This window comes from Xanthobacter dioxanivorans (genome assembly GCF_016807805.1).
Classification (GTDB): domain Bacteria; phylum Pseudomonadota; class Alphaproteobacteria; order Rhizobiales; family Xanthobacteraceae; genus Xanthobacter; species Xanthobacter dioxanivorans.
In genome coordinates, this window is sequence record NZ_CP063362.1 from 5,202,769 (window position 1) to 5,228,168 (window position 25,400).

Annotated in this window: 23 protein-coding genes; 11 read left to right on the top strand and 12 right to left on the bottom strand. The window is 68.7% G+C overall.

Features of this window, described 5'->3' with window-relative positions; translation table 11 throughout:
* Positions 1 to 3: 3 nt before the first annotated feature.
* Positions 4 to 1,149 (top strand): FIST signal transduction protein, encoded by a 1,146-nt coding sequence (locus EZH22_RS24195; protein WP_203192926.1) that lies wholly within the window; start codon positions 4 to 6, stop codon positions 1,147 to 1,149.
* Positions 1,150 to 1,266: 117 nt separating this feature from the next.
* Entirely contained in the window at positions 1,267 to 2,145 is an 879-nt protein-coding gene (locus EZH22_RS24200) for an aldo/keto reductase family protein (protein WP_203192927.1), read from the top strand.
* A 130-nt stretch (positions 2,146 to 2,275) separates the two neighbouring features.
* Here the strand turns inward: EZH22_RS24200 and EZH22_RS24205 are convergent, their stop codons facing one another.
* Both EZH22_RS24205 and EZH22_RS24210 read right to left on the bottom strand, forming a co-directional pair.
* Positions 2,276 to 3,607, bottom strand: coding sequence for an aspartate aminotransferase family protein (locus EZH22_RS24205; RefSeq protein ID WP_203192928.1), 1,332 nt, complete (start codon positions 3,605 to 3,607; stop codon positions 2,276 to 2,278).
* Between the two features lie 276 nt (positions 3,608 to 3,883).
* On the bottom strand, positions 3,884 to 4,876 hold the full coding sequence (locus EZH22_RS24210; protein WP_203192929.1) for a LysR family transcriptional regulator: 993 nt from the start codon (positions 4,874 to 4,876) through the stop codon (positions 3,884 to 3,886).
* A 222-nt stretch (positions 4,877 to 5,098) separates the two neighbouring features.
* Here EZH22_RS24210 and EZH22_RS24215 point away from each other — a divergent pair, with 222 nt between their 5' ends.
* From EZH22_RS24215 to EZH22_RS24250, 8 genes are all read left to right on the top strand, one after another.
* A complete protein-coding gene (locus tag EZH22_RS24215) occupies positions 5,099 to 6,532 on the top strand; it encodes an aldehyde dehydrogenase (protein WP_203196738.1) in 1,434 nt (477 codons plus the stop codon).
* A gap of 43 nt (positions 6,533 to 6,575) precedes the next feature.
* Entirely contained in the window at positions 6,576 to 8,657 is a 2,082-nt protein-coding gene (locus tag EZH22_RS24220) for a hydantoinase/oxoprolinase family protein (protein ID WP_203192930.1), read from the top strand.
* Between the two features lie 2 nt (positions 8,658 to 8,659).
* Positions 8,660 to 10,228 carry a hydantoinase B/oxoprolinase family protein gene (locus EZH22_RS24225; protein ID WP_203192931.1) on the top strand — a complete coding sequence of 523 codons (1,569 nt, stop codon included), beginning with the start codon at positions 8,660 to 8,662 and terminating at the stop codon, positions 10,226 to 10,228.
* Positions 10,222 to 10,377, top strand: coding sequence for a hypothetical protein (locus EZH22_RS24230; protein WP_203192932.1), 156 nt, complete (start codon positions 10,222 to 10,224; stop codon positions 10,375 to 10,377). The genes EZH22_RS24225 and EZH22_RS24230 overlap by 7 nt, the downstream gene beginning before the upstream one ends.
* Positions 10,378 to 10,388: 11 nt before the next feature.
* On the top strand, positions 10,389 to 12,089 hold the full coding sequence (locus tag EZH22_RS24235; RefSeq protein WP_203192933.1) for a rhodanese-like domain-containing protein: 1,701 nt from the start codon (positions 10,389 to 10,391) through the stop codon (positions 12,087 to 12,089).
* A gap of 317 nt (positions 12,090 to 12,406) precedes the next feature.
* Positions 12,407 to 13,423, top strand: a complete 1,017-nt coding sequence (locus EZH22_RS24240) for an ABC transporter substrate-binding protein (protein ID WP_203192934.1) — start codon at positions 12,407 to 12,409, stop codon at positions 13,421 to 13,423.
* A gap of 103 nt (positions 13,424 to 13,526) precedes the next feature.
* Positions 13,527 to 14,417 carry an ABC transporter permease gene (locus EZH22_RS24245; protein ID WP_203192935.1) on the top strand — a complete coding sequence of 297 codons (891 nt, stop codon included), beginning with the start codon at positions 13,527 to 13,529 and terminating at the stop codon, positions 14,415 to 14,417.
* 8 nt (positions 14,418 to 14,425) lie between these two features.
* Complete coding sequence (locus EZH22_RS24250; protein WP_203192936.1) at positions 14,426 to 15,235, top strand: ABC transporter ATP-binding protein; 810 nt, start codon at positions 14,426 to 14,428, stop codon at positions 15,233 to 15,235.
* Positions 15,236 to 15,258: 23 nt separating this feature from the next.
* Here the strand turns inward: EZH22_RS24250 and EZH22_RS24255 are convergent, their stop codons facing one another.
* Positions 15,259 to 16,305: an AbrB family transcriptional regulator gene (locus tag EZH22_RS24255; RefSeq protein WP_203192937.1), complete on the bottom strand. Its 1,047-nt coding sequence runs from the start codon at positions 16,303 to 16,305 to the stop codon at positions 15,259 to 15,261.
* A 555-nt stretch (positions 16,306 to 16,860) separates the two neighbouring features.
* Between EZH22_RS24255 and EZH22_RS24260 the strand changes: the two genes are divergently transcribed.
* Entirely contained in the window at positions 16,861 to 17,571 is a 711-nt protein-coding gene (locus tag EZH22_RS24260) for a L,D-transpeptidase (RefSeq protein WP_203192938.1), read from the top strand.
* Positions 17,572 to 18,197: 626 nt separating this feature from the next.
* On the opposite strand, the gene EZH22_RS24265 is transcribed toward EZH22_RS24260, so the two are convergent.
* Genes EZH22_RS24265 through EZH22_RS24305 form a run of 9 tightly spaced genes read right to left on the bottom strand, consistent with a single transcriptional unit; the run spans position 18,198 to position 25,223 of the window.
* On the bottom strand, positions 18,198 to 19,160 hold the full coding sequence (locus EZH22_RS24265) for a YVTN family beta-propeller repeat protein (RefSeq protein ID WP_203192939.1): 963 nt from the start codon (positions 19,158 to 19,160) through the stop codon (positions 18,198 to 18,200).
* Positions 19,157 to 19,714 carry an SRPBCC family protein gene (locus EZH22_RS24270; protein WP_203192940.1) on the bottom strand — a complete coding sequence of 186 codons (558 nt, stop codon included), beginning with the start codon at positions 19,712 to 19,714 and terminating at the stop codon, positions 19,157 to 19,159. The genes EZH22_RS24265 and EZH22_RS24270 overlap by 4 nt, the downstream gene beginning before the upstream one ends.
* The gene (locus EZH22_RS24275; protein WP_203196739.1) at positions 19,714 to 20,700 is read right to left on the bottom strand and encodes a vWA domain-containing protein; all 987 of its coding nucleotides are present in this window, start codon (positions 20,698 to 20,700) and stop codon (positions 19,714 to 19,716) included. Before EZH22_RS24275 ends, EZH22_RS24270 begins: the two co-directional genes overlap by 1 nt.
* A complete protein-coding gene (locus EZH22_RS24280) occupies positions 20,700 to 21,014 on the bottom strand; it encodes a hypothetical protein (protein WP_203192941.1) in 315 nt (104 codons plus the stop codon). Before EZH22_RS24280 ends, EZH22_RS24275 begins: the two co-directional genes overlap by 1 nt.
* Entirely contained in the window at positions 20,990 to 21,280 is a 291-nt protein-coding gene (locus EZH22_RS24285; protein ID WP_203192942.1) for a hypothetical protein, read from the bottom strand. The genes EZH22_RS24280 and EZH22_RS24285 overlap by 25 nt, the downstream gene beginning before the upstream one ends.
* On the bottom strand, positions 21,277 to 22,332 hold the full coding sequence (locus tag EZH22_RS24290) for a vWA domain-containing protein (RefSeq protein WP_203192943.1): 1,056 nt from the start codon (positions 22,330 to 22,332) through the stop codon (positions 21,277 to 21,279). Before EZH22_RS24290 ends, EZH22_RS24285 begins: the two co-directional genes overlap by 4 nt.
* On the bottom strand, positions 22,329 to 23,315 hold the full coding sequence (locus EZH22_RS24295) for a nonribosomal peptide synthetase MxaA (RefSeq protein ID WP_210352030.1): 987 nt from the start codon (positions 23,313 to 23,315) through the stop codon (positions 22,329 to 22,331). Before EZH22_RS24295 ends, EZH22_RS24290 begins: the two co-directional genes overlap by 4 nt.
* Complete coding sequence (locus EZH22_RS24300) at positions 23,284 to 24,195, bottom strand: DUF58 domain-containing protein (RefSeq protein ID WP_231711129.1); 912 nt, start codon at positions 24,193 to 24,195, stop codon at positions 23,284 to 23,286. Before EZH22_RS24300 ends, EZH22_RS24295 begins: the two co-directional genes overlap by 32 nt.
* Positions 24,192 to 25,223 carry an AAA family ATPase gene (locus EZH22_RS24305; protein WP_203196743.1) on the bottom strand — a complete coding sequence of 344 codons (1,032 nt, stop codon included), beginning with the start codon at positions 25,221 to 25,223 and terminating at the stop codon, positions 24,192 to 24,194. Before EZH22_RS24305 ends, EZH22_RS24300 begins: the two co-directional genes overlap by 4 nt.
* Positions 25,224 to 25,400 lie beyond the last annotated feature (177 nt).

Here is a 25,400-nt window from a genome sequence, read left to right on the forward strand (position 1 = left end):
CACATGAGCAAATTCATCCAAGCCCATGCCGGTGACGCCAACTGGCAGATCGCCCTTGGCTCCTGCTGGGCGCAGGTCCGCCACCAGTTGCAGGAGGCGTCCAAGCCCAGCCTGGGCTGGTGCTACCTCACCGACCATTACACCGCTGCCGCGGGAAACATCATGGACGCGCTCAGGGAGCGCATGCCCGAGGTGCATTGGGTCGGCACCGTGGGGGTCGGGGTGGCGGCGGAGGCGACGGAATATTTCGACGCGCCGGGCATGGTGCTGATGCTCGCCGACCTGCCGGAAGGCTCGTTCAGGCTATTCTCCAGCCCCAGCCCGCTGGACGCCGGCGGCTTCGAGGCCTTCACCGCCCTGGTCCACGCCGACGGAGCCAGCCCGGACCTGCCCGATCAGCTCAAGGCGCTGAGCGAGAAGACCACGACCGGCTATCTGTTCGGCGGGCTGTCCTCTGCGCGGAACCAGCCTCTGCTCTTTGCCGACGAGGTCCTGCTGGGCGGCGTTTCCGGTGTGGCGTTCGGCCCGGAAGTGCCCGTTCTCTCGCGCGTCACCCAGGGGTGCCAGCCCATCGGCCCCCAGCGCACCATCACCCGCGCCGAGGGCAATTATCTGGTGTCGCTGGACGATCATCGGGCGCTGGATTGCGTGCTGGAGGACCTCGGCCTCGGCGAGGAGATCCCCGATCCGGAGCTGCGCCATGCGCTGGCCCAGACCCTCGCTGGCCTGAGCACTCCGGGCGAGGACGTGTCCGCCAAGCCCGGCCGGTTCGGCGCCAATACTGAGGTGCGCCACCTGCTGGGCGTCGGGCGCACGGCCGGGGTTCTCGTGGTGGCGGAGCAGATCAAGGCCGGCATGCAGCTCGCCTTCTGCACGCGCAACGCTGAGGCGGCAAGGTCCGATCTGCTGCGCATCGTCTCGGAGGTGCGGATCCAGGCAGAGGCGGCGGGCGGCATCCGCGGCGCGCTGTACATCAGCTGCTCCGGGCGGGGCGGCCCTCATTTCGGCAAGGCCAACGCCGAATTCCAGATGGTGAGCGCCGGCCTCGGCCCGGTGCCGCTGGTGGGCTTCTTCGCCGGTGGCGAAATCGCCCGCCACCATCTGTACGGCTACACCGGCGTGCTGACGGTCTTCACCGAAGCCGCCTGAGAGGGACAAAGGCGCGATGCACCAGGCCTCACCTTTTGCCGGACGGATGACCGGCGCCACGCTCGGGACGGAGCTTCGCATTCGCCCGACCGGGTCGGCGCAAGGGGATTCCTGAGCATGTCGGCAGATCCGGCCGCACGCCATGGCGATGGCGACCCGCAAGGCATCCTCTCCGCCTTCGGGGTCAGGATGCCCCGCATCCTCTACGGCACCGCCTGGAAGAAGGAGCGCACCGCCGGGCTGGTGGAACTCGCCTTGCGCTCGGGCTTCCGGGGCATCGACACCGCCTGCCAGCCCAAGCATTACCATGAGCCGGGTGTCGGCGCGGGGCTGGCTGCGGCGCTTGGCGGCGAGTTGCGCCGCGCGGATATCTACCTCCAGACCAAATTCACCCCGTTGAAGGGACAGGACCCGGACCATCTCCCCTACGATCCCGGGGCCAGCCTCGCCGAGCAGGTGCGCCAGTCCTTCGCGGCGTCGCTCGTCAACCTGCGCACTGAGTATCTGGATGGCCTCGTCCTCCACTCCCCCTATCCGCAAGACGCCGACACCCATGAGGTGTGGCGGGCCATGGAGGAGCTCGTCGAGCAGGGCGGCGTGCGGCAGCTGGGCCTCAGCAACTGCTATGAGCGCAGCCGCCTGGAAACCATCTACAAGCGTGCCCGCATCAAGCCCGCGCTGCTCCAGAACCGGTTCTACGCCAAGACCGGCCACGATCGGGAAATACGCGCCTTCTGCCGGGAAAACGGCATGCTCTATCAGAGCTTCTGGACCCTGACCGCCAACGCCGACGTGCTATCCCGGCCCGCCCTGGTCGAGATGGCCGAAAGCCATCAGCGAACCCCCGCCCAGGTCTTCTTCCGCTTCCTGACCCAACGGGACATCGTGTGCCTGACCGGCACCTCCTCACCGGAGCACATGGCGCAGGACCTCGCCATCTTCGATTTTCGCCTCAGCCCGGAGGAATGCGACATGATCGACGCGTGGCTCGGGTGATCGCCTGCCGCCTCCTGCAGTTGAATTTGACCGCAAAGGTCGTGAAAACAGTATTTCTAAATTCCACCTCCGGATTCAGCATTCACATTTTGGAATTACGGACAGCACTTATCGTCACAACGCGGCGCCATCATGCCGCCGCCGGGCTCTGGCTCACCGTTGCCAGCGCGCGGCCGATGCGATCGAGCGCCTGGTCCACCTGCTCGGCGCTGATGACCAGCGGCGGGGTGACGCGGAGCGTGTTGCCGTAGACGCCGGTGGTCGAGATGAGAACGCCATTCTTCAGCGCCTCGCCCTCCAGCGCCTTGGCGAGCTTCGGCGCAGGCGTGCGCTTGTCGTCGGAGACGATCTCCATGCCGATCATGAGTCCGAGGCCGCGCACATCGCCGAGGATGGGGAATTTGCTCTGGAGTGCCCGCAGGCCTTCCATGAACTGCGTGCCGGCCTCCTTCGCCCGCTCGGCGAGATTTTCTTTCCGCAGCACCTCCATCACCGCCGAGCCGGAGGCCATGCCGAGCATGTTCTTGGCACCATAGGTCGTGAAATGGTCCGCCGGCTCGAAGGCGGTGCCCAGCTCCTCGGTGGCGATGAAGCCACCCAGGGGCACGCCGCCGCCAATGGCCTTGGCGAAGGTGACAATCGCCGGCTTGGTGCCGAAATGATGGAAAGCGAAGGGCTTGCCGGTGCGCCCGAAGCCGGTGAACACCTCGTCATGGATGAGGGTCACGTCGTAGCGCTTGAGGATCTCCTCGACCTTCGGCCAGTATCCGGCCGGCGGCACGATGGCCCCGCCCACGCCCAGCACCGGCTCGGCGATCATCATCGCCGCTTCGCCGACCACGGAGGTGTGCAGCGCCGTCTCCACTTCCTCGGCGCATTTGAGGCCGCAGCTGGATGGATTGAGCTTCAGCGGGCAGCGATAGCAATAGGGCGCCGGCACGTGGGTGACACCCGGGAAGGTGCCATAGGGCCCCATGCCGCGCTTCTGCTTGGCGATGCCGGTGAGCGCGAGCGGCAGCGAGGTGCGCCCGTGGAAGCCGTGCTGCAAGGCGATGATGCCGAAGCCCTTCCGGCCCCGGTTCACGGCGTGCTTGAGGGCGATCTTGACGGCGCCGTCCGTCGATTCCGCTCCGCTGTTGGCGAAGAACACGCGCTTCAGGCCGTTGCCGGCATAATCGCAGATGTCCCTGGCCAGCTCGAGGGTCCGGCGCGAGTGGTAGCGACCGGGAATATGCACGATGCGCTCGAGCTGATCGCGGATGGCGGCGACGATGGCGGGATGGGAATGGCCCACCGAGGAGACGCCAGGGCCCGCTTCGAGGTCGATATAGCTCCTGCCGTCTTCCGCCACCACCTCGGCGCCCGAGCCGCGCTCGATGGCGGGCATGATGTTCTGGTTGACGACGAGATAGTTCTTCAAGTCGTCGATGCCCTGGCCCTTGTCGTTCTGGAGCACGCTCATGACGCCCTCAGTTTGACGGCCGCTTGCGCGCGGCCGCAGGGGGAACTGCGTCGATGCCACGAAAGAAAGTGGGGCCGGTCCCCCAGACCAGTTCAGGGACGCAAGGCGCGTCCTGCCGCAGGCCAGCCGTGGCCACGGGGGTCCACAGGCCCGTTTTCGGACATCCACCACCGGCCTCGCTGGGAGCGCCGCCGTGTGGATGGAGCCTAGACGAGCGCTCCGGGAGGACAAATTGCGAATTGCGCTATCAGCTATGCCCCGCCGCACGCAGGGCGTTCATGCCCGATTCTGGGCCGCGGCGATGCGCCGTGGCGCTGCGGGGGTCACCGCAGGAAGGGGGCCGCGGTCGGCGCCCGGCCCCATCCAGCAGCTGTCGCGCATATGCGCCTCAAGCTCGCTGTTGAGCAGTTCAATGAGTTTCTTGGAGAGCAGCGAAACGCTCGCCTTGGGCGAGATGGCGATCACCACAGGCCGGCTGATGAAGGGCTGCACGATGCGGGCGGCGGCGAGCTCGCCGCGCTCGATCTCCTGGCTCACCGCGGTGAACGACATGATGGAATAACCGTGGCCGCAGCGCACAAGCTCCTTGATGGCGCCAATCGAATCCAGCTCCACGTCGACCGTGATGTTCATGTCCCGCTTCAGCGCCTCCGCCTCCACGCGGTCGCGCAGCCGGCTTGGCCGGTCGGGCATGATGAGCGGCAGGCCGGCAATATTGTCGAACGGACAATCCTTCTGCGATACTAGGGGATCACCTACGGCCCCGACCAGGTACAGCTCCTCGAGAAAAACCTGCTGCGAACGTAACTCACCACGATCCTTGGGATCGCACACGATGCCAACATCGACACGACCAAATTCTAGCCATTCGCAGATCTGCGAGCTCCAGCCATCCACCACCTTGAGCTTGGCGCGCGAATACTGTGCCCTGAATTTGGTCACGACGTTCGCGATGAAGCGCGAGCCGAGCTGTTGCGGAACGGCCAGCGTGACCTCGCCAAGCGGCACCTTGCGGCTCGCCTGAACGTCCGCCTTCACCTGATGCAGGTCCTGCATCAGGGTGCTGATGCGGCTGTAGAACTCCTGGCCTGCAGGGTTCAGCGTCACGCCCCGGCCGTCGCGATCGAAGAGCGGCACGCCCAGCTCTTCCTCCAGCTTGCGGATCTGGCGGCTGAGCGCCGGCTGGGCGATGTGCGCCGTCGACGAGGCGCGGGAGAAGCTCTTTAGCTCGGCGACAGTCATGAAATAGCGCAACTGGCGAATTTCCATACGACTTCGTTCCTTCGCGTCGCTCACCCCAACCATATTTCAAAGCAATTTGCGTGCCGTGCGTGACGATCGGCACTCCGCAAGGCAGCCGGTATAGCTGTTATCTCCAAACGGCAGTCAGGCGGCCGCAGGAAGGCGATTAGCTTTCGGCCCATGAGAAACGCATCGCTCAACGACCCGCGCCCCACGGCCGCCTCTGTCGCCGACCTTCCCGAATATCCCATGCTGATCGCCGGGAGCCGGCGGGCGGCGGCAAGCGGCGCCTGGTTCGACACGGAAAATCCCTTCACCGGGGCCGCGTGGGCCCGTGTCGCGCGCGGCACCGCCGAGGACGTGGATGCGGCGGTCGAGGCGGCGCACGCCGCATTTCGCTGCGGAGCCTGGCCGGGCATGACCGCCGCCGATCGCGGCAACCTCCTGCTCAAGCTCGCCGATCTGGTAGATCGGGACGTGGAGCGCCTCGCCCGCGCGGAGATCCGCGACAACGGCAAGTCCATCGCCGAGGTGCGTGCGCAAGTGAAAGGCGTCGCGGCGGTCTATCGCTATTATGGCGGCCTCGCCGACAAGATCGAGGGCTCGGCCATCCCGGTGGATGACAACCAGTTCCTCGTCTACACGCGCCTGGAGCCCCTCGGCGTGATTGTTGCGATCACGCCGTGGAACTCGCCGCTGCGCCTGCTTTCGCTGAAGCTCGGCCCGGCGCTCGCCGCCGGCAATACGGTGGTGGTGAAGCCCTCCGAATTCACCTCCACCTCGACCCTGGAATTCATGGATCTGGTCGCCGAGGCGGGCTTCCCGGCGGGAGTGGTGAATGTCGTCACCGGCTTCGGCGCCGAAGTCGGGCCGGCGCTCTCGACCCATCCGAAGGTCGCCAAGGTCTCGCTCACGGGCGGCACGGACTCCGGCCGCAAGGCCTATCTTGCGGCCGCGGCGGACCTGAAGACGGTGACGCTGGAGCTGGGTGGCAAATCTCCCAACATCGTCTTCGCCGACGCCGATCTGGACCGGGCGGCGGAAGGCGCGGCGGCGGGCGTGTTCGGCTCCGCCGGCCAGACCTGCATCGCCGGCTCGCGGCTGCTCGCCCATAAGGATATCGCCGAAGCGCTCACCACGCGCATCGTCACCCTCGCCAAGGCCCGCCGCCTCGGCGATCCGAGCGAGGAGGCCACCGAGATCGGGCCGGTTGCGACGCGGCGCCAGTTCGAGAAGATCCTCGAATATATCGCCATCGCCAAGGGCGAAGGCGCCGAACTGGTCACGGGCGGCCGGCAGGCGCGGGGAGAGGGGCTGGGCGAAGGCCTGTTCATCGAGCCGACGGTGTTCGCGAACGTGGCCAACACCATGCGCATCGCCCAGGAGGAGGTGTTCGGGCCGGTGCTGTCCGTCATCCCGTTCGAGACCGAGGAGGAGGCGATCGCCATCGCCAACGACATCCCCTTCGGCCTCGCTGCGGCGCTCTGGACGCGCGATGTGGCCCGCGCCCATCGGGTGGCGGCGAAGCTGGAGGCGGGCACGGTGTGGATCAACACCTATCGCCGCAACGCGCCCCAGGTGCCGGTGGGCGGCTACAAGCAATCGGGCATCGGCCGCGAAAGCGGCGCGCTTGCCATCAAGGAATTCATGCAGTCGAAGTCGGTCTGGGTGTCGCTCGCATGAGGCCAGCCTGGCCTGCCGCACTCCTGCTTCGGGATCAGCGTTCATGATTACGATCGGCTTCGACATCGGCGGCACCTTCACCGACATCGTGGTGGAGGATGACGCCACGCGGAAGATGACCTTCCTGAAAGTGCCCACCAGCACGGGCCGCCCCGCCGAAGGGGTCGCCACGGGCCTGGACATGGTGCTGGAACGTCTCGGCCTCGGCGCCGGCGACGTGGCCGGCCTGCTGCACGCCACCACCATCGCCACCAACGCGATCCTGGAGCGCAAGGGCAGCCTCACCGGCCTCATCACCACCGAAGGCTTCAGGGACGTCCTGCTGATCGGCCGCCAGAAGCGCTACAACACCTACGACCTCTATCTGGACAAGCCGGAACCGCTCACCCGCCGGCGCCATATCGCCGAGGTGTCCGAGCGCATCTCCTACGCGGGCGAGGTGCTCGCCCCCCTCGACCTCGCGACCGTCGATCGCTGCGTGGAGGGCTTCCTCGCTTCCGGCATCGAGACCGTGGCGGTGGCCTTGCTGCACGCTTATGCCAACCCCGCGCACGAGCGCGCGGTGCGCGCGCGCATCCAGGAGCTCGCGCCGCACCTGTCGGTGAGCCTGTCTTCCGACGTCTCGGCGAAGATCCGGGAATATGAGCGCACCAGCACGACTGTCGCCAATGCCTACGTGAAGCCCATCGTCGCCGATTATATCGGCGACCTGCGGACGGCGCTCTCCGCGCGGGGACTGCCCACCGACCTGCACATCATGCAGTCGAACGGCGGCCTGGTGACGCCGGAGCTCGCCTCCGAATTCCCGGTGCGCATCGTCGAATCCGGCCCCGCGGCCGGTGTCCTCATGGCGGCACGCGTCGGCCAGGACGAGGGTGTGCGGCAGGTGCTCACCTTCGACATGGGGGGCACCACGGCCAAGCTGGGCGCGGTTGATGACGGCGAGCCCGTCATTGCCCCCGGCTTCGAGGTGGACGCGCGGCATTTCCGCAAGTTCAGCGGCCTGCCACTCAACATCCAGGCCATCGAGCTCCTGGAGATCGGCGCGGGCGGGGGCAGCATCGCCTCCACCGAGGCGGGGCTCATCCGCGTGGGGCCGAAGAGCGCCGGGGCCTATCCGGGCCCCATCTGCTACATGCGTGGCGGCACGGCGCCGACCGTCACCGATGCGAACCTCGTGCTCGGCTATCTCGACGCCGCGCACTTCAATGCCGGTGCCATGACGCTGGATCTGCAGGGCGCACGCGCGGGTATTGCCCGCGAGATCGCCACGCCGCTCGGCCTCTCGGTGGAAGAGGCGGCCTGGGGCATCCACGCGGTGGCGAATTCCAACATGGAAACCGCCATGCGGGTCATCTCGGTCGAGCGTGGCCGGGATCCGCGGCTCCATGTGCTGGTGGCATTCGGCGGGGCGGGGCCGCTGCACGCCGCGCGGCTCGCGCGCTCCATGCGCATCCCCCGCGTCATCGTGCCCATCGGCGCCGGCGTCGGCTCGGCCATCGGCCTGATGAACGCCGACCACCGCGTGGACGCCTCGCTCACCCGCATCCTGCACCTCTCGCCCGCCACAGTGCCGCAGATCGGCGCCATCCTCGCCGATCTTGAACGCGATGCTCGCGCAGAGCTCGCCCGCCTCAGCGAGAAAGGCAATGTGCGCTGGTTGCGCCAAGCCTACATGCGCCATGTGGGCCAGGGCTTCGAGATCAAGGTGGACCTGCCGGAAACCGTCGCGGACCCCTCCGCCTACGTGACGGCGGCGCGCATGGCATTTCAGGAATCGTACCGGCAGATCTACGGCTACGTGGATGACGATGCGGAGATCGAGGGCGTCGACTGGCTTGTGACCGCCATCAGCCCGAGCCGGGCAGGTGAAGCGGCGCCCGCGAGCCACGCGCCCCCCGCGGCGGGGCTTGCGTTGAAGGGGGCCAGGCCGGTCTATTTTCCGGAGGCCGGCGGCTTCTTGGAGGCGCAGGTGATCGACCGCTACGCCATGGTCCCGGGCGAGGTCTTCGCCGGGCCCGCGGTGGTGGAGGAAGGAGAATCCACCACCATCGTGTTGCCGGGAGACACCGTCGCCCTCTCGCCCTCGGGCCACCTCGTCGTCACCATCGATCAGCGGAGCTGAACATGCACCAGACCGTGGATCGACCCGCACCGGCGGCCAACGCGAAGAAGGTGGATGCCGTCACCCTCTCCGTCTTCTGGAACCGCCTTCTCGCCATCACCGAGGAGATGGGCTCGACCCTCCGCCGCACCGCCTTCTCGGACGCGGTGCGCGAGGGCGACGACTTCTCCACCGGGCTGTTCGACGCCAAGGCGCGCCTGATCGCCCAGGGCAATTTCACGCCGGGGCATACCGGTGCCATGCCCTCGGTGGTGAAGACCATGCTGAAGCTGTTCCCGCCCGAGACCCTGAAGCCCGGCGACGCCATGCTGTCCAATGACAGCTTCATCGGTTCGGGGCATTTCCCGGATATCTTCCTGGTCACGCCGATCTTCAGGGGCCAGGAGATCATCGGCTATTGCGTCGCCATCGCCCATCACGTGGATGTCGGCGGATACGCGCCGGGTTCGCAGGAGGTGGCGGGCGTCACCTCCGCCGTGCAGGAGGGGCTGCGCATCCTCCCCGTGAAGGTGATCCGCCAGGGCGAGTTCGACGCCGACATATTGCGCCTCATCTGCGGCAACGTGCGCGTGCCCGAAAAGCTCATGGGTGACCTCAAGGCCCAGCGCAACGCCAATTATGTGGGCGCCCAGCGCCTGCTGGAGGTCCACGAGGGCTACGGCACCGATGTGGTCGAGGCAGCGGTGGAGGAGATCCTCGCCAAGTCCGAGGCGCGCATGCGCGAGATCATCGGCGCCTTGCCGGACGGCACCTACGATTTCGAGGACTGGCTGGACGATTCCGGGCCCGGGTCGCCGCCCATCCGCGTGCATGTGGAAATCCGCATCAAGGGCGACGGCATGGAGATCGATTTCTCCGGCTCCGGCGACCAGGTGCAGGCGGGCATCAATTCCTACATCAACTACACCCGCGCCTACGCCACGTTTGCCGCCAAGGTGCTGATGGATGCGCTGCTGCCGCAGAACGATGGCGCCTCGCGGCCCATCACGGTGATGGCGCGGGAGGGCTCGTTCTTCAATCCCGTCTACCCGGCCCCGAGCGGCGGACGCGCGGCGGTGCAGATCCGCATCTTCGAGGCCACCAACGGGGCGCTCGCCAAGGTGCTGCCGCACAAGACCATGGGTGCCCATGCCCATTGGTCGAACCCGAACATCTCCGGCATCGACGACCGCACGGGCCGCCAGTTCCTCCAGTACGACCTCATCTTCGGCGGACTCGGCGCGCTGTCCTACAAGGACGGCTGCGAGGCCATGTCGCCGGTGATGAACTGCTCGAACATTCCGATCGAGATCCTGGAGGCGAACAGCCCGGTGTTGTTCCGCCATCTGGGCTTCATCGCGGACTCGCCCGGCCCCGGCACCTATCGTGGCGGCTGCGCCATGCGCAAGGACATCGAGATCGTCAATTCGCGCGCGCTCGTGACGCTGCTCGGTGACCGCCACGCGCGCGGGCCCTATGGCATCCACGGCGGCAAGTCCGGCGGCCTCGCCACCACCACCCTCATCCGCGACGGCGAGGAGATCCCGCTCCAGTCGAAGGAATCGCGCTGGCTGAAGAGGGGGACGTGGTGAGCTTCCGCCTCTCCGGCGCCGGCGGCTACGGCGATCCGGCAGCGCGTGACCTTGAGAAGATCCGCGAGGATCTGAAGGACGGCTACATGACGCCCGCGGGCATCGAGCGGGACTATCCCGGCGTCGCGTTCGAGGCGGAAGAGGACTGAGCAGATCCGTTGTGAGCGCGCCCGATCCTTCCACCAAGGCCGCCGCCGATAGTGCGGCCAAGTCCGCGCCGCCCCGCCCGTCGGAGGCGCACATCCCGTCCTGTACCGTGACGCCTGCGGATCTGCGGGCCATCCTGCGGTCTGGCGCGGAGCTCGCGCTCATCGATGTGCGCGAGGAAGGCGCCTTTCTGGAGCGCCATCTGCTCCACGCCCGCAACGTGCCGCTCGGCCGGCTCGCCGCCGAGATCGGCACCCTGGCGCCGCGCCGGCGCGTGCTGGTGGTGACGATGGACAGTGGCACCGAAGAACAGGGCGCCCCGGAGGCGCTGGAGGCGGCACGCCTGCTGACGCGGCTCGGCTACACCAATGTGCTGACGCTTGAAGGCGGCCTGGCCGGCTGGCGCGCGGCCGGTGGCGAGGCGTTCTCGGGTAGCCATGTGCCCAGCAAGGCCTTCGGCGAGTTCGTGGAACGCACCTACCGCACGCCCCACATCCTCGCCGAGGAGCTGGCCCACCTCATCGAAGCGGGCGCCAACGTGACCGTGCTCGACGCCCGCACCTTCGACGAATATCACGACATGAGCATCCCCACCGCCGTGAACGTGCCGGGCGAGGATCTGGTCCGGCGCGTCCATGACCTTGCGCCCGACCCCAATACCCTTGTGGTGGTGAACTGTGCCGGGCGCACGCGCTCCATCATCGGCGCTCAGGCGCTCATCAATGCCGGCATTCCGAACCGCGTCGCGGCGCTGAAGGACGGCACGTCCGGCTGGCAGCTCGCCGGCCTCTCCCTTGCCCATGGCGCCCGGAATGGTCCGCCGGAGCTGGGCGCCAGGGCGCTCGATGCCGCGCGCAAGCGCGTTGCGGAGGTTGCCCGCCGCTTCGGCGTGCGCACCCTCTCCGCGCGCGATTTGCAGCGCTGGCGCGCCGAGGCCGAGATCCGCACGCTCTACCTGATCGATGTGCGCTCTCCGGCCGAATACCGCGCTGGCCACCTGTCCGGCGTGCGCAATGTGCCGGGTGGCCAGCTGGTGCAGGCGACCGACCGCCATCTGGGAGTGATGGGCGCGCGGGTGGCCCTGATCGACGATGACGGGGTGCGCGCCACCATGAGCGCGTCCTGGCTTATCCAGATGGGCTGGACGGACGTGGCGGTGGTGCAAGGCGGCCTCGAAGGGGCGATGGATGCATTGCCCGGCAGTTCGTTGGTCAGCGCGACGCCGGGGACGGCCACGAGCGCCGAGATCGCCGCCCTCGCGCCGGCCTCCTTGGCGAGCCTGATGCGATCGAGCCTCGCCAGCGTGGTGCTCGACGTGTCCGATCCCGCTGCATTCGCGCGTGGGCACGTTCCGGGCGCCTACGGCGTCGGCGGCGCCCCGTCGCGGACGATCTGGCGCGCGGTGGCAAATATCGACGCGGTGGTCTTCACCGGCTCGTCCGAGGCCGAGGCCCGCGCCGCCGCCCGATCCCTCGCGGCGGTGTCCGCCACCGCACCGGTCAATGTGCTCGCGGGCGGCACGCCGGCCTGGATCGGCGCCGGCCTTCCGGTGGAAGCCGGCGCGGGCCGGACGCTTGCGCTTGGCGGCGCGGCGTCCCCGACGGACCCCGCAGCCCTGGAGCACCAGTTGCGAAAATACCTCGCCTGGGAGGTGGGGCTCATGGACCAGCTCCGCCGCAGCGGCGAGGCGCCGTTCCGCTATTTCGCGCCATAGGGCGCCACGATCCGCCGGCGGCGGTGATCGCTCCGTCAATTGAACAATCAGGTCCGCGGGCTCGCTGGCCGGCGGGGTGTCGCCCGCGCCACGTCCCATGCGCGCAGGCGGGGCGTCGGTCGGCACGCGCCACGCCCGCCGGGGAACCCTTGCGCCTCAAGCCATCGCCCTCGGCATCGCGCACGCCGCAGTGCATAACTGATAGCAAAATTCGGCAGCGTTCACATGCCGCGCCCTGAACTAGGCTCAACCCCAATAGCCGGCATGCGGGCTCATTCCGCGTTGATCGGCGAGCAAAAGAGCCAGAGGATCAGCCGATGACCGAAATCGACCGCAGAACCATTGGCATGCGCGCGCTCCTGTTCGCCGCCGCCCTCGCCGTGCCCGGAGCCGTCCTGCCCGGAGCAGCCCTCGCCCTTGAGCCGCGCCCCGCGCCGCTCAAGGAGCCGGCGACCATCACCGTCGCCTTCGGCAAGTTCTCCTTCGCCGCGCCGTTGCTGTACGTGCCGGAGATCCTGAAGGAGATGAACATCGAGATGAAGGGGGTGGAGTTCCAGCGCTACGCGGATACCCGTACCGCCATCGCCACCAAGCAGGCCGACATCGGCATGACCGGCGGGACACTGCTGGTGCAGTCGCTCGCCGGCGGCAACACGGACCTCATCGCGCTCATGGGCGTCGCCGGCGAAAAGATCTATCCCGTCGTGCGCGAGGGCGTGAAGATCGACACCTGGGCCGACCTCAAGGGCAAGAAGATTGCCGCCGCGGTGGGCGGAAATGTCTGGACCCAGTGGGTGGCGAAGCTGGTCGAGGAGAAGATTGCCTACGGCGATCTCCAGGTCTCCGGCATCCAGGGCGGGGGACAGAACTTCAACATCGCGCTGAAGCGTGGCGATATCGATGTCGCCATCCTGTGGTCGCCCTTCAACGCCATGCCCATCGTCGAGGGCTACGCCTATTGGCCGAAGGCGCTGGAGTTCGGCATGTCGCAGCCGGTGGGTGGCGAGCAGGGCATCTGGACCACCCACAAGGACGTGCTGAAGGAGAAGCGGGACCTGATCGAGCGCTTCCTGTGGGCCTACAAGGCCGCTGAGGCGCGCATCGCCAAGAGCGAGGCGACCAAGGCGGATGCCATCGAGAAGTTCACGGGCGTGAAGCCCGAAGTGGCGAAAGCGGTCGCCGAGCTCACCGTCTATGGCGCGCAGGCGACGCCGGCGAGCCTGGAGGCGATGGCCAAGCTCATGGCGCAGCAGGGTATCGTCAACAAGGACGTGAGCGCGATGATCCCCGGCGCCTTCGACACCTCGCTCGCCAAGAAGGTGAGCGGCGACTGACCGGCGCGGGGCGGCCGGACCATCTGGCCGCCCCGCATGACGGCGGGGTCGGTGGCAAACAACGTCAGAGGCAGGCATGAGCAGTGCGGGATTGGAACGGATCATGGAGCCGGCGATTGTGAAAGCCGACCAGATGCCCGAAAGCACGCGCACGGATGCCGGGCACAGGAATTCCGGACGGTCGGACAAGCGACGCCGGGTGCGCCTTCAGCAATCGCTCCAGACTCTCGTGGTCCCGGCCGCCGTCGTCGGGGTCTGGCTGGTGCTCGGCGCCCTCGGCATGCTGCCGGGGGGCGTTGTCCCCAAGCTTCCGGCGGTCCTGGTGGACTGGTATTACTGGATCTTCGGTCGGCCCGGCGCCACCGCCTTCGATGCCTATAGCGGCACCTGGCTCAATGCCGTGCTCTATTCCGGCTGGCGTGTCGCGCGGGGGTTCGCGCTGGGTGTGACGGCGGGTGTGGTGCTGGGCATCCTGATTGGCTGGAGCCAGTCCGTCTCGCGCCTCCTGGACCCCACCATCCAGCTGATCCGGCCCATTCCCATAACCGCTTGGATCCCGTTCGCCATCGCCTGGTTTGGCATCGGCGATGGAAACGCCATCTTCCTGATCGCGCTTGGCGCCTTCTTTCCCGTGGTGCTCAACACCATCCACGGCGCGCGCGACATCAACAAGAATCTGGTGCGGGCGGCCCGCATGATGGGGATCAGCGAGTGGCGCCTCCTCGTGAAGGTGATCCTTCCGAACGCGCTGCCCAACATCTTCACCGGCATGCGCCTCGCTATGGGCATTGCCTGGACCATCCTGATCGTCGCCGAGATGATCTCCATCCGCGGCGGCGTCGGCTACGTGCTGTGGGACGCCTATTACGTCTCGCGCATGGAGATCGTGGTGGCCGACATGATCACCGTGGGCCTGCTCGGTTCCCTCTCCGACCGCGTCATCGTCCTGATCGAACACCAGGTTCTGGCCTGGAAGCACACACACCAATCGTGAGGCCCGCCATGTCCGCTGCGATCGAACCCGGTATCGCCATTGAGGTCCGCAACGTGTGCAAGACGTTCGGCGGCGCGCGCGAGGTCGTGGCGCTCAGAGACGTCGATCTCACGCTCCAGCGGGGCGAATTCGCCGCCGTTCTGGGCGCCAGCGGTTGCGGCAAGTCCACCTTGCTCTCCATGCTCGCGGGCTTCGAGAAGGCCTCCAGCGGCACCATGAGCGCCTTCGGCCATTCCATCGAGAAGCCCGATCCCGAACGGGCCATGGTGTTCCAGGAAGCGGCTCTCTTTCCCTGGCTCAGCGTGTGGGAGAACATGGTCTTCAGCCCGAAGAACCGTTCCATGCCCAAGGCGCGCTACGAGGACAAGGCGCGCCGGCTCCTCGATGCGGTGGGCCTTGGCGCGTTTCACCATCACCACCCCGAGCAGCTGTCCGGCGGCATGAAGCAGCGTGTCGGCATCGCCCGCGCGCTGTTGATGGAACCGAAGGTCCTGCTGATGGACGAGCCGTTCGGCGCGCTCGACGCCCAGACGCGGCTGGAGATGCAGGAATTGCTGCTCGACATATGGAGCCGCGACAAGCGCACGGTGATGTTCATCACCCACGATATCGAGGAGGCGATCTTCCTCTCCGACGTGGTCTATGTGATGACCGCCCGCCCCGGCACCATGAAGGCCCGCATCGAGATCCCGCTCGGCCGTCCGCGCCATGTGGACATGCTCACGACGCCGGAATTCTCCGAGCTGCGGCGCCAGGTCATGGGCCTCATCCGCGAGGAGGTCGCGCGTGCGCGGGCCGAGGCGTCGGCCGCGGCCTGAGGGCCGGGAGCGGGGCTCCGGCCTCAGCGGTCCGAGATCTTCTCGTAAAGTCTGAAGAGCGGCCCCGTCAGCAGCACCACGCTGAGGATGCGTACCAGTTGCCAGGCGGCGACGATGGGCGGGGCAAGGCCGAGTGCCTCGGCGGTGAGCGACATCTCGGCGATGCCGCCGGGCGCCATGGCGAGCACGCCGGTGGGAAACGCGACGAAGTGGAGCGCCAGCGCCGCGAACGCCACGTTTACCGCCATCAGCGCCAGCGTCGTGGCCGCCGCCGCGGGCAGGAAGGGCGAGGTCAGCACGTGGCTGATCTGCTCGCGCTGGAACCGGCAGCCGAGCGCCGCGCCGATGGCAAGCTGGGCGGCGCTGGTGACGAGCACAGGGGCATGGGTGGCACGGGCGATGACGAGCGCCATGCCCATGCCGATGGCAAGCCCGGCCAGCAGGAACGGATTGAAGATCTTCGCGCGCCGCAGCAACAGCGCCACCGGCACGCACAGCACGAGGCCGAGTACGAGCAGGTGCGATTCCAACTGCTGAACCTCGGCCACCTTGAGACGCGTGCCGCCCATGACGAGCGCCATGGCCGGCGGGATGATGAGCACGATCAGCACCACCCGCAGGCTCTGCGCGAGGGAGACAAGCGTGGTGCTGGCTCCGAAGGTGTGCGCCAGCACCGCCATTTCGGCGAGCCCTCCGGGCATGGCGGCGAAGAAGGCGGTGCGCCGATCGCAGCGGCCGAACAGCGCCAGTGCCCGGGCGAGAAACAACGAGACGAGGATGGAGGCGAAGCCTGTCAGCGCCATCAACCATCCGAGCTCGACGAGACGCAATGCCACCGGCGGCGTGAAGAACAGGCCCACCGAGAAGCCGGCGGCGATCTGCCCGCCTTGGCGGAACTCGTCGGCGAGCTTCACGGTGAATCCGGACAGGCCGCAGGTGGCGGATACGAACAGCGCGCCGAGCAGGAACGGAAGCGGGACATGGAGCCAGGAAAAGACCAGGCCCCCGGCAAGGCAGGTGGCCAGGAGGAGCGTCGTTCGGATGAAAACGGAGGAGGCAATCAAGGGCATGGATGATCGGGGACCTTGGCCTTATCGAGCACACTGCATGGCGGGTGGCGAGGCGGATTGAAGTGCGATCAGCCTAAAGGCTGGGCGGCTCAGGCCGGCGAACCGATTGCGAATATCAGCTAGAGGCAGCCACCTGCGGCAGCATTTGGCCGCGCGCCGATTGGTTGCGCATCGATGGGCAAGTCCACTGGCGGTGCAGGTCGGGCAGGCCCCCTCCCCTTCTCCCAGGAAGGTGGCGCCGAGCGCCGCGTGCCATCCGCTTCCTGTGCGAGAAGGGCGCGGATCCTGTCGACGTCGGTGGCACGGCCGGCACTGGCGAACGGGCCGTGGTGCCGGCGGAAGCCGTCGGGCAGGACATGGATCGCCGCCAGTGCGAAACGAGACGGCGCGACCGCGTGGACGTTACCGATTTTGGTGATAGAAAGCCTCCGCGCAGCGAAGGCCCGAGCTTGCCAGTCGAGCCGCGTGACGGCAATCTCCGCTCCGCAAGACGTTCAGCGGGTGTCTGCCGGCGTGTTTTCTCGTCAGGCAATGGAATTGGGAAGCTGCCAAATCATGATCATGCACGGTGGGAAGGCCGCGGCTGGCGAATGTGACGAGGCGGCTTTGCCTGGGCTTCGGCCGGGGTCTCTCAACCGCCGGTCGTTTCTGGTCGGCTCCGCCATCGGTCTCGGCGGGCTGGGACTGGCCGGTTGTGCGTCATCCGATGGCATGAGCCTTGCCGAGGCGGCGAAGGTGTACGGGCCGGTGCCCGAAGAGAAATTCGCGATCCCGGCGGTGGATGTCAGCAAGGTCAACCCGAAATATTTTCGCCGGACGGTTCGCTACGAGACCAGGGAAGCGCCGGGCACGATTATCGTCGATCCCGGCAATTACTACGTCTACCGTGTCGAGGATGACGGCTCCGCCACCCGCTATGGGGCCAATGTCGGCCGCGCCGGGTTCCTGTGGAGCGGTGACGCCTATGTCGGGCGCAAAAGCGAATGGGCGACCTGGACACCGCCCAAGGAGATGATCCAGCGCCAGCCCGAGGTAGCTAAATACGCCCGCGGCATGCCGGGCGGCCTCGACAATCCGCTCGGCGCCCGCACGCTTCATCTCTATCAGAACGGGGCGTACACGCTCTACACGATCTACGCCACCAGCGATCCCGAGTCGATCGGCTCCGGTGTCACAAGCGGCTGTGTCGGCCTCCTCAGCCAGGACATGATAGACCTGTACGCACGAACGCCGGTCAAAACCAAGGTGGTCGTCCTGCCGGCATAGCAACGGCCAGTTCCGGAGCTGTCGAAGTTGAAGGGCCAGGGTCCAATCCGCGCATCATCGAGTACCTTAAGGCGGTGGGCGTCGGCGATACAGTCCGTGACGACGTCGCTTGGGGGTGCGCCTTTATAGGGTGGGCCCTCACTGAATCTGGGATCAAGCCGCCAGCTGACGCGGCGCTGTGCGCCAGCTTTCTCAAATATGGCTCGAAGTTGGCGGGGCCAAAGGTGGGCGCGCTCGGCTTCGTTGGCAAGGAAGGGATACCCGAGGCAAACACAGGCCTCGTCGGCATTGTAGCGTCCGTTGAGCCCGCGGCGGTCACGATGATTGTGGGGAATGTCGACAACTCCGTTACCAGGGCAACCTATCCGTTAGAGCGCCTCCAGGCCTTTATCTGGCCGCCGTAGGAGGCTCAGGAAGCGGAAATAGGGGCACCCCCTGCCCCGATCGGGATATGGCCGTTTGGGTGGCAATCAGCCGAACGCCAACAATCGATTTTGCTGTGCAGAGTTGTCCGCGGCTCAAGCCGCCTCCCACACCCGGTTGAGGATCTGGGAGCGCCGGCTGACCAATAAAGGCATCGACGACAGGCGTTTCGGCAGAGCGGTGCCGGCCGCGCGGTTGCGGGATCACGGCACCGTGGCCATGGTTCGCGGCCCCTGCCCGACGCGGATCCGGGCGCGCACTGCCAGCCCGTCGAGATCGATCACCGCCACCGCGTCGTCGAACCATTCGCTCACATAGGCCAGCTGTCCGTCGGAGCTGACGACGACGCTCTCGGGAGAGCCGCCGAGACGGACGGAGCCCGTCTCGCGGCGCGTCTTCGGGTCCAGCAGGCTCACGGTGCCAGATTGCTGGTTCGCCACCAGGATGCGCCCCGTCCCGGGCACCACGGCCAGGCCATAGGGCATCCGTCCCGCCGGCAGGCGCGAGACCGCGTGGTCCGCTTTGTCTATGAGGGCGATATCGCCGCTGCGCACGTTGGCGACAGCGAGGAAGCCCGGATCATTGCCCGCGTCGAAGGCATAGGGCGCGCGGCCGACCGGCACCGAGGCGATGCGCGAGAAGCGTGCAATATCGATGACGCTGACGGCGTCGCTCTCCCGGTCCGCGCTGTACAGCCGGCGGCGGTGCGCATCGAGGGCGAGGCCGGCCGGCGCGCGGCCGACCCCGATCGTGCCGGTGCGTGCCAGCGTGCGCCCATCGAGCCGGTGGACCGCATCGCCCGCCCAGTCGCTCACATAGAGCGCGTCGCCATCGGGATCGGCCACCACCGCGAACGGCTGGCCGCCGATAAAGGTGGTGTCGACGACCTGCCGAGTCGTCGTGTCGATCCGGGTGAGGAGGCCGGCATCGGGATGGGTGACGTAGGCGGTCCCGCCGTCCGGCGACACGGCGATGCCCGCCGGCGCCTTCGGCACGGGGATGCGCTCCGCCACTGCCCCGGCCGAAAGGTCGATGACGCTGATTTCCGCGCCGCTCTGGCAGACGACGAACAGGCTCTCGGCATGGAGCGGCGTCGCCGCCGGGCCGGCCAGCAGGAGCGCGGCCGACAGGAGCGGCGCCAGCAGGACGGCCAGCGGCTCATTCATTTGCCCTCCACTTTGGCCTTGAGGCCTTTGAGGCCGGTTTCGAAGAAGCCGGTCATGGCAGCGATGGCGGCTTCGTCGTTCAACTCGTCCGGGGGGAAGTTGCTGGTATCCCCACGATAGAAGCGCGCGGTCCAGACCACCTCGCTGCGCCCGGCGCCGGCATCGCTCACGGTGAGGGTGGCGGTGTAGAAGCTCACCGGAAGGGCCTCCACGTTCTCCTTCGACAGGCGGTAGGACAGGCTGCGGCCGGCCGCGTCGTAGTCGTCGAGGCCGTCGGTGAGCTCGCCTTTCTCCAGCGTCAGCACGCGCTCGGCGCCCGCCGCGTCGCCGCCGGTGGCCACAACCGACTTCACCATGGGATGCCAGCTGCCGATGCCGCCGAAGGCGCCGGCCACCTTCCACACCGCATCCGCCGGCGCCGCGATCTGGGTGCGCGCCTCGGCCTTCTGCGGCGTCGGCCCATGGGCCACGCCGGGCGTCGCAGCAAGAAGGCCGAACACAAGGCCGGCGAGAAGGGCGGCGGCGACGCGGCGGGTCGGCAGGTGCGAGGTCATCAAGGGGCTGTCCTCTTCTCGGTGGAACGAAAGCGGCGCGCCGCCAGCGCCTGCGACGTGAACAGGCCGCAGAGCACCAGCAAGGCCAGGCCTGCCGGCACGGGCGCGCTGTCCATCACTCCCGGCACGGGATGCGGCCGCGCTGCGGATTCGACGCCCGCCGCAAGCGCCGCCGCATCTGCGAGCGGGACGTAGGTGAGGCCGGTGGCGGCGGCGAGCGCCTCCAGGTGGCTCGTGCGCACGGCGCTGAGATGCTCTTCGCCGGAAGGCTCGTTCGCCCCCCAGGGGGCGTTGCGGGGATGCCAGCCCTCCCGCACCTCGGACCCTGCGGGCGGCAGGCCATGGCGGTTCTCCTGCGGCACGTCGGTCATGGCGTAGAAGCCGGTCTCGCGCCCGTCGCGGTCGAATTTCGGGATCGGCGCCGGCGTCGTCCCGCCGACCCCGACGAGGAGCCCGCGCACGGCGCCGGCCTCGCCGTCGAAGCGCGGCGCCCCGGATGCGGGCAGAGGCGGCGCCTCCTGCCCGTCGGTGAAGAACAGGAGCTCCGCTCCGAGGGGCGCTGCGAGGGCGATGGCCGAATAGAGGCCGGATGCCACGTAGCTGTCCCCCTCCCAGGCCATGCGCCAGTCGAGGGCGGCGATGGCGCCGTCGAGCGGCGCGAAATCGGCGCACACCTCCACCGGCTCGAACAGCAGGAAGCTGCGCCGCTCGGTGAAGATGCCGAGCCCCAGGCGTGAGCCGCAGGGCAGGCGCGAGGCCATGTCGCGCAACGTCCGCTTCACCGTGTCGAGGCGCGAGACGGGGCGGCCGTCGCGGCTGTAGTCGCGCACGTTCATGGACCCGGTGACGTCCACGATGGCGAGGAGATGCCAGGCGGTGCCGCGCGTGGGGAGGCGGGGCGCCAGGAGCGCCGCGACGGCGAGCACGAAGGCGGCGGCAAGGCCGAGCGTGCGCGGATCCGGAAGGCGGCGCCGGGGGACAGGCATCACGGCAGCCCCTTCGGCAGGCCGGGCAGGTCCGTCCACAGGCGCTTGGGGGTCTCCTGTGCATCGGCCTGCGGCTCCTGCTCGATCTGCGGAAAATCGCGCACCAGCCGCATGGCCACGTCGAGATTGTATTTGGCATCCCAGAGACCGGGCGCCCGCACGAGCGCTGCCCGGTACGCGGCCTTGGCGAGGCGGACCTGGGGAATGGCCGGATCGATCTCGGTGCGCTCCAGATGGGAGATGGCGAGCTGAAGGCGGGCATTCGCCATATCGTAGAGCGCGGCTACGGTCAGGGGTGCCTCGCCATCCCGCACGATGCGATCGACGAGTGGCTGCGCTTCATCCAGCCGGTCACGGATGATGAGGAAATGAGCGCGCGCCAGCAGGACCCGGGGGACGCGCCCTCGGCCACCGGCAGGTCACGCCCGGCGGCGAGCGCGGCGATGGCGCGGTTCTCCATCAGGTGCAGGCCCGCGCGCGCGCCAAAGACCGCGAGGCCGCAAAGACCGATAAGCAGGGTGGCCGCCAGCAGGACGTTGGCGAGGCGCCGCCGGCTCCAGCCGGAGAAGGGCATCCTCATGCGGCCCTCCTGCTGCTGTCCGGAGCGCCGGCGTCCGCGCCGCCGGCTTGAGCGTCGCGGCCCTGCCTCGCCCCGATCCCGCGTTCAGCCAGTTTCGCCGCGAGCAGCAGCAGCGTGGCGAGGGCCGCCACGGCGAAGCAGAGCCGGCGGAGATCGCGGCGCGGGATGCGCTCCAGATAGGCGATGGGCGAGGCCTCCTGCCGGTCGATCTCGGCGATGGCGTCGGCGACCGCCTGGGGGCTGCCGGCCTCGAAGGCGCGATAGGAGACGCCGAGGCTGCCGAAGAAAAGATGCAGGTGGCGCTCTGGCATGGCCTGCGGGGTGTCCTCCCCCGGAGTGCGCGGCGCCTCGAAGATGCCGCGGGCGCCGGCGGTGCGCAGAAACAGCCAGTAGAGCCGCACCGGATTGCGCTTCACCCCGTCGCGCAGCGCCGCCTGCACCCGCGGATCGACGAGCGCGGCCCCGTCCGAAACCAGCAGCACCGCTCGCGCCGCGCCGTCGCCGTCTTCTCCGAACGACGACAGGGCGAGGGCGAGGCCTCGGCCCACGTCGGTGAGCGCGAGGCCCGGCCGGTCGATGGCCGCCACCGCCGCCGCCACCGCCGCGTGATGGTCGGTGAGCGGCAATACCGGCATGGGCGAGGTGGAGAAGGCGGCGACGCCGATGCGGTCGCGCGGGCGACGGGCGAGGAAGTCGGTCAGCAGCCGCTTCGCCGCGGCCGATTTCGATTCCTCGCCCTGTCCCGGCTGCCGGTCGGCGAAGGTGTTGTCCATGCTGGCGGAACGGTCGAGCAGCAGCATCAGGTGGGCGCCGTTGCCCTGGCGCGTCATCGTTTCCTCCCGCAGATGCAGGCCGCCGAGGCCGAGGACAAGGGCCGCGATGGCCACCGATCCGGCGGTGCGCAGCCCCACGGCCACGGCCGTCGAGACGCCGTCGCGCGGCACCGCTGTGATGGCGGGCAAGCGCTGTCCGCGAAAGGGGGTAGCGAACAGTGGCAGGAGGGCGAGCAGCAGAAGCCAAAGCAGCAGCGGATGATCGACGCCGGGGTTCATGACACGCCCTCCGGCGCAAAATCCGGCCCGGCGTGCGTGCGCCGTCCCCCGTCCCGTTCGGCCGCCGCGAGCCGGCGGGACAAGGCGAGCAGCGCATCCGCCGGCAGCACGGCCCGCGCCTGTTCGGGATCCATGCCGAAAAACACCATGCGCGAGGCGGCGAAGAAACGGACGATGGCGTCGGCTTCGGGCGCGAAGCGCGGCGCGCCGGCAAGAAAGGTGGTGACATCCTCCGCCAGCAGCCTTCGGCCCGCCGCGGCATCGAACGCCCGATGCAGCAGCACCAGCCCGGCCGCATAGGCCTCTGGGGTCGGCGCATCGGCGAGGCTCCCGCGCAGGCGCCGGGCGGCGTCGCAGAAGGGCATCCGGCGCGAGGCGAAGGGGCCCCAGCCCCGCAGCATGGCGAGTGCCAGCAGGCTGGCGACGGCGAGGCCCGCCGCGCCTCCCGCCGCGCGCAGATCATCGCGCAACGGGTACGGCGCCGGGGCGATATCCGGTTGCAGCGCCATGGGATTGGCCGTCCGGCTGGAGACGATCTCGCGCAGGGGCGACGACACGAAGGTCCACGCCGGCACGCTCAGCGCCAGGCGCTTGTCGCGGTCCGCGGCGACCAGGGGGACGGCGGGGATCTCGAGCGCGCGGGGCTCGAGCGGCGCATAGAAGGTCTGGTAAATGAGCGTGAGGCGATAGCGCCGCCCACCAGCCCGCTCCGGCAGCGCGGTGAGCCGGGCCGAGACGAGATCGAGCCAATAGGTCACCGGCCGCGGGCGGGGCAGCCCGCTTTCGGCCAGTTGGTAGCCGGGGTCGAGGGCGAGGACCGCTTCGTGAGTGATCACGTCACCGATGAAATAACCGAAGGGCCGCGGGGCGAAGAGTTCCACCGTGGCCGCACGCGCGGCCGCCCCTGGAAGGAGCAGGAGGAGAAGCGCGGCGCAGGCGCGTGCCGCCGCGCTAGCGGCGCGCCAGGAAATCATGCAGCGCATCAGGGTCGAACCTGTCGACGAGGTGGAAGGCATGGCGCCCGCGGGCGGTGAACGCGGCGTCGAGGGCCTCCAGGCGGGCATGGGCCTGCGCCCGCCATCTGGCCCTGAGCGACGGCCGCATGACGACGAGGCGCCGCGCACCCGTCTCCGCATCCTGCGCCTCCATGAGCCCGTAGGCGGGCACATGGCCTTCGGTGCGGCTGTCGCGGACCACCACCGGCACCACGTCGTGCCGCCACAGGGCGTCGAGCAGGTCGGCGAGGTCGGCGGCGGGGATCAGGAAATCCGAGACGAGGAAGACCAGGCACCGCCGCCGGGGCAGGTCCTCGGCCGCCGCCAGCAGGCCGCGGGCGCTCCGCCGCGAGGCCGGGGCGTGCGCGAGCCGGGAAAGCACCTCCTGCGCGATGCCGCGGCGATGGGTGGGCGCGATCCGGATGTCCTCCCGCGGCGCATCGTCCGCCGCCAGCAGGGTGAAGGCGTCACCGCCGGCCGCCGCCGAGGCGGCGAGCGTGGCGGCGAAGCGCGCCACCTCCGGCGGCCCATGGCCGGGCAACGCTTCATCGAAGCCCATGGAGCCGGACAGGTCCACCAGCGCGGCCACCGTGATCGCCCGCCGTGGCGCGAACGAACGGACATGGACGGCATCGAACGGGTCGCGCAGCGTGGCACGCAGGTCGATGCGGCGCGGGTCGGGGCGGGCCATTAGCGGCAGGAGGCCGCGGAAGCTGCCCTCACCGCCCTCGGCGCGGGCAGGATGGGCGCCGGGCTTTTCGCCGCGCGGACGCCAGCGCAGCCTGTAAGGCAGGACGGCCGCGTCGGGCTCCGCATCGGACAATCCGCGACCGTCCTTGTTCTGTCCGGGGCCTTCATCCCCGATCATGGGGCCGGCACCGTCTCGAACGCCGCCCGGCACAGGGCGGCGGCGATCTCCTCGCGCCGCATCTCGTAGACGGGATCGAAGAAGATGCGGTGCGCCATCACTTCCGGGAAAACGGCGCGCAGGTCCTCCGGCACGATCATGGTGCGCCCCTCCAGCCAGGCCCGCACCCGTGCCGCCCGCACCAGATAGGACATGCCGCGCGGGCTCGCGCCGCCCTGCACCAGCCGGTCCATCCGCACGCCGGAGAGGGCGATGCCGGCGGCATGCGGATTTCGCACCGCATCCCACAGGGCCACCGTGTAGGCGGCAATCGCGGGGCTGGCGTGGACGGCCTCCTGGATCGCGCCGGCCACGGCGCCGAGGCGGGTGTGGTCGAGCACGCCCTCGCGGACCTCGGACAGGAGACGGTCCATGTGGTGGAAGCGCGGATCGAAGATGAGAGCGGTCCGTGCCTGCATCCCCGTGGGCGCGGCCACCTGCACCTCCATGAAGAAGCGGTCGCGGGCGGCTGCCGGCAGCTCGAACGTCTCCTCGCGCTCGACCCGGTTGCGGTCGGCGAACACCTGGAGATACGGAAAGACATGGTCCTGGCCGAAGGCGCTGACGGTGCCCTCCGCCATCAGGCGCAGCAGCAGCGAATGCACCTGCGGGCGCGCCCGGTTGATCTCGTTGAAGAAGAAGATGGAAAGGCCGGTGCCCCGCCGCAGCAGCGGGCCGGGGTCCACCCGCGGGCGGCCGTCGTCGCCGATGCGGGCATCGTAGACGAGATCCGACGGCATCAGGTCGACCGTGCCTTCCACCCGCTCATAGGCACCGCCGATGGCGCGGGCCATGGCGCGCAGCAGGGTGGTCTTGCCCACTCCCACGTCGCCCTCGAGCAGCACATGGCCGCGGGCGAACACCGCGATGCTGAGCATGCGGATGACCCGCTCCTGGCCGAGCACCACCTTCGCGACCTCCCGCTCGAATGCGAGCGCGCGCGCGTGCCAGTCCGCGATCCTTTCGTCCGATCCGGCGATGGCGTGCATGGAATCTGCGACCATGGGATCTGCGACCTTCCTGAGCGCCGATGCGGCGAAGAAGGCGCAGCCAGCCGGACGGCAGGGCGAACCCCGCCGCAGTCCCGGCAGGCCGCGCCAGTTGGCCCACCATCCATCGGAGGATTGCCGGCAGAGCGAAGTGGCTATGCCCAGCTGGTGGGATCG

Bases quoted from the DNA above. Each gene is read 5' to 3' on its own strand.
- EZH22_RS24195 (WP_203192926.1), top strand. From the start codon at position 4: ATGAGCAAATTCATCCAAGCCCATGCCGGTGACGCCAACTGGCAGATC.
- EZH22_RS24200 (WP_203192927.1), top strand. From the start codon at position 1,267: ATGTCGGCAGATCCGGCCGCACGCCATGGCGATGGCGACCCGCAAGGC.
- EZH22_RS24205 (WP_203192928.1), bottom strand. From the start codon at position 3,607: ATGAGCGTGCTCCAGAACGACAAGGGCCAGGGCATCGACGACTTGAAG.
- EZH22_RS24210 (WP_203192929.1), bottom strand. From the start codon at position 4,876: ATGGAAATTCGCCAGTTGCGCTATTTCATGACTGTCGCCGAGCTAAAG.
- EZH22_RS24215 (WP_203196738.1), top strand. From the start codon at position 5,099: ATGCTGATCGCCGGGAGCCGGCGGGCGGCGGCAAGCGGCGCCTGGTTC.
- EZH22_RS24220 (WP_203192930.1), top strand. From the start codon at position 6,576: ATGATTACGATCGGCTTCGACATCGGCGGCACCTTCACCGACATCGTG.
- EZH22_RS24225 (WP_203192931.1), top strand. From the start codon at position 8,660: ATGCACCAGACCGTGGATCGACCCGCACCGGCGGCCAACGCGAAGAAG.
- EZH22_RS24240 (WP_203192934.1), top strand. From the start codon at position 12,407: ATGACCGAAATCGACCGCAGAACCATTGGCATGCGCGCGCTCCTGTTC.
- EZH22_RS24245 (WP_203192935.1), top strand. From the start codon at position 13,527: ATGGAGCCGGCGATTGTGAAAGCCGACCAGATGCCCGAAAGCACGCGC.
- EZH22_RS24250 (WP_203192936.1), top strand. From the start codon at position 14,426: ATGTCCGCTGCGATCGAACCCGGTATCGCCATTGAGGTCCGCAACGTG.
- EZH22_RS24255 (WP_203192937.1), bottom strand. From the start codon at position 16,305: ATGCCCTTGATTGCCTCCTCCGTTTTCATCCGAACGACGCTCCTCCTG.
- EZH22_RS24260 (WP_203192938.1), top strand. From the start codon at position 16,861: ATGATCATGCACGGTGGGAAGGCCGCGGCTGGCGAATGTGACGAGGCG.
- EZH22_RS24265 (WP_203192939.1), bottom strand. From the start codon at position 19,160: ATGAATGAGCCGCTGGCCGTCCTGCTGGCGCCGCTCCTGTCGGCCGCG.
- EZH22_RS24270 (WP_203192940.1), bottom strand. From the start codon at position 19,714: ATGACCTCGCACCTGCCGACCCGCCGCGTCGCCGCCGCCCTTCTCGCC.
- EZH22_RS24275 (WP_203196739.1), bottom strand. From the start codon at position 20,700: ATGCCTGTCCCCCGGCGCCGCCTTCCGGATCCGCGCACGCTCGGCCTT.
- EZH22_RS24285 (WP_203192942.1), bottom strand. From the start codon at position 21,280: ATGAGGATGCCCTTCTCCGGCTGGAGCCGGCGGCGCCTCGCCAACGTC.
- EZH22_RS24290 (WP_203192943.1), bottom strand. From the start codon at position 22,332: ATGAACCCCGGCGTCGATCATCCGCTGCTGCTTTGGCTTCTGCTGCTC.
- EZH22_RS24295 (WP_210352030.1), bottom strand. From the start codon at position 23,315: ATGCGCTGCATGATTTCCTGGCGCGCCGCTAGCGCGGCGGCACGCGCC.
- EZH22_RS24300 (WP_231711129.1), bottom strand. From the start codon at position 24,195: ATGATCGGGGATGAAGGCCCCGGACAGAACAAGGACGGTCGCGGATTG.
- EZH22_RS24305 (WP_203196743.1), bottom strand. From the start codon at position 25,223: ATGCACGCCATCGCCGGATCGGACGAAAGGATCGCGGACTGGCACGCG.